Genomic DNA, 2,465 nt, shown 5'->3' with positions numbered 1-2,465 from the left:
GACGTGCCTCGCTCGGGCAGCGAGACCGAGCCCGGCCGGGCGGTCGGGGACCTACCGTCGGGCCCAGCCAGTCGGTCCGCCAAGGCCATCTCGCCGACCCCGCCAACCGGGGCGGCACCCGCTACCCGAGAGTGGTGGGCGCCTTACCTCCCAGCCTTATTCGTCGGCGCGCTCTGCATCATCGCCGGGGGGCTCGTGGCAGCCGTCACGAGCCCGATGTCGCTCTCCCACGGCTCGTGGGCGGCCGCCTACCTGGTGCTCGTGGCCGGCGTGGCCCAGATCGCCCTGGCCGCTGGTCAGGGGATGCTGGCAGGGCAGGCCCGGGCCGGGCGTCGTCTGTTGCTCGTGGAGTTCGCCGGCTGGAACCTCGGCAACGCCGCCGTCATCGCCGGAACCCTCTGGAGCGCGACGTGGCTCGTCAACCTCGGCGGAGCGATGCTCGTAGTGGCGCTCGGTGCTCTGCTCGTCGCGACCCGCGGCGGCCCCGGTCGAACCGAGGTGGCGCGCGGGCGGCAGGTGGCGCTGCTGGCCGTGCGGGCGCTCGTGGCCCTGCTGCTCATCAGCATCCCGGTCGGGTTGTGGCTGGCCTACGTTCGCGCACGTTGAGGCAGTAACGCACCTGTTCGCCGTCAACGATTTCGTCGACCTCGCTGACTGACACGACGGAGAAGTCGAGCGCACGAATGGCGCCTGGATCCCGGGCAACACCGGCCGGCTCGAACGGCCAGGCTGAGGCGCTCGGGCCGGCATCCGGGGCACGCTGTGCGTATGACGTCGCGGATGAGCTGGCTGGACCGCGGTACTCGCAACTTCTGGCGCCTCACGGGCCGACCGGTCGACGTGCTGGGAGCTGAGAAGTGGCTGGCCGCCCCGATGCATCACGGCCCGACGATCGAGGACGGGTGGCTGACCGCGGCCGCACGCGAGATCGGGGGGTCACTGTGCCACGACGCCAAGGACGCCGGCCTGCTGCCCGACATGGACCGCCTCAACGGTCCGCTCTTCAACGCAGACCACATCCGGCCCGAGGTGCGCCACTTCTACGAGCACACCTCCCAGTGGCGGATGGAGATCTGGACCGAGTGGAATCCGATCTTCCAGCCCGGCGGCGAGCTCATCTCGCGATACTTCGGGCGTCGCGTCCAGCAGCTGGCGCTTCCCACCAAGCCGCTCGAGGTCGCCCTCGGCATCGACAGCCGGGTCGTGACCATCATGGATGCCGCCGGGCGACAGCACGCAGCAGGATGGATCCGCACCCTGCGCTCAACGGGCGACCACGTCTACAGCGGCTGCTACTCCACTCGCACCCTCCCAGGCTCCGAGCAGCCCAGCGTGCACGTCGCATTCCCGCTCGAGTCAGGCAACGTGCAGGTACTGCTGCGGCCCCGCGCCCTACCGGACGGCTCACTCGAACTGAGCTCGCCCGCCGGGCCCTTCGGCCACGATGGCGCGTACGTCGTCGTGGAGACTCGGGGCCGGACCCACGCCGCCCGGGCACCGATTCACGAGACCTTCCGGGTCTACGTCGACGCCGAGGGCGTGCTGCGCACCGACCACCGCCTCTGCCTGCGGTCGGCCACCGTGGTCCGCCTCCACTACAAGCTGCTACCAGGCACCTGAGGACCTCGGCGATCTCACCGACGCGTCACCGCCTCTGCACTGGCCGCATAGGGGCTCCACCTGGTTCAGCCGCCATCGTTCTCGTGGGCGGAATCCCAACGGTTCACCTGCTGCTGCAGGTGGGGCAGCAGCACCGCGGCGAATGCGACCACGGTGATCAGGACGAGAAGGGTCGCGGTCCACGTGATCCACCCAGCGTCACCGTGCGACACGTTCAGAACCTGGTTCAGGACGAGCCCCACCGCGTACACGGACAAGAAGCCACGGACGCCCCGTTGATGACGAACCATCCAACGTTGGGCCCGCGTCGGCGGCAGAGGCGTCGGAGTCACGCAGCCACCCTAACGGCGGACCCCTGCCGTTCGACGCCGCCTCAGGACGGCTCGCCCTCGTCGTTCTTTGCGCTCGGGGCCGGCCCGGTGAGTAGCCCGGCGAGCACGGCCGCCTGGCTGATCTGCCACTGCTTCGTCGCCGTGAGCAGGGTGAGCGGTCCGGCGGCGGCCAGCTCCCGCAGGTGCTCCAACGCGTCCGCGGGCTCGCCGTCGGCCAACTCCCGGGCGTAGCGGGTGGCGAACTCGTCGTAGCGCTCGGGCATGTGAGCGAACCACTTGCGCAGCTCGGTGGTCGGGGCGACGGCCTTGAGCCACTCGTCGAGGTGTGCCTCGTCCTTGCGCAGCCCCCGCGGCCAGACCCGGTCGACGAGCACCCGGGTGCCGTCGTCGGGGCTGGGCTCGTCATAGATGCGCTTCACCTGCGGCTGGGGCGACGACGCGGCGGGTCGGCGACTCACGAGCCGAAGACCCGGCCGGTCACCGTCTCGATGGTGATCGCGATGAGCAAGGAGC

The 2,465-nt window shown here is 70.5% G+C and carries 4 protein-coding genes; 2 read left to right on the top strand and 2 right to left on the bottom strand.

Annotation, left to right across the window (positions count from 1 at the left end; translation table 11 throughout):
* Together L0H79_RS21915 and L0H79_RS21910 are read left to right on the top strand one after the other, a co-directional pair.
* The coding region (locus L0H79_RS21915) for a hypothetical protein (protein ID WP_301486881.1) at positions 1 to 606 on the top strand (606 nt) is incomplete at its 5' end.
* Between the two features lie 174 nt (positions 607 to 780).
* On the top strand, positions 781 to 1,620 hold the full coding sequence (locus L0H79_RS21910) for a hypothetical protein (protein ID WP_301486880.1): 840 nt from the start codon (positions 781 to 783) through the stop codon (positions 1,618 to 1,620).
* 65 nt (positions 1,621 to 1,685) lie between these two features.
* Here the strand turns inward: L0H79_RS21910 and L0H79_RS21905 are convergent, their stop codons facing one another.
* Both L0H79_RS21905 and L0H79_RS21900 read right to left on the bottom strand, forming a co-directional pair.
* Positions 1,686 to 1,832: a hypothetical protein gene (locus tag L0H79_RS21905; protein WP_301486879.1), complete on the bottom strand. Its 147-nt coding sequence runs from the start codon at positions 1,830 to 1,832 to the stop codon at positions 1,686 to 1,688.
* Between the two features lie 161 nt (positions 1,833 to 1,993).
* On the bottom strand, positions 1,994 to 2,465 hold a 472-nt coding region (locus L0H79_RS21900), incomplete at its 5' end, for a DUF488 domain-containing protein (RefSeq protein ID WP_367652516.1).

It is taken from the genome of Intrasporangium sp., from assembly GCF_030452765.1.
Lineage (GTDB): Bacteria > Actinomycetota > Actinomycetes > Actinomycetales > Dermatophilaceae > Intrasporangium_A.
The sequence above is the reverse complement of the archived record's forward strand: the minus strand, read 5'-3'. Positions and strand labels throughout refer to the sequence as shown.

Bases quoted from the DNA above. Each gene is read 5' to 3' on its own strand.
- L0H79_RS21910 (WP_301486880.1), top strand. From the start codon at position 781: ATGAGCTGGCTGGACCGCGGTACTCGCAACTTCTGGCGCCTCACGGGC.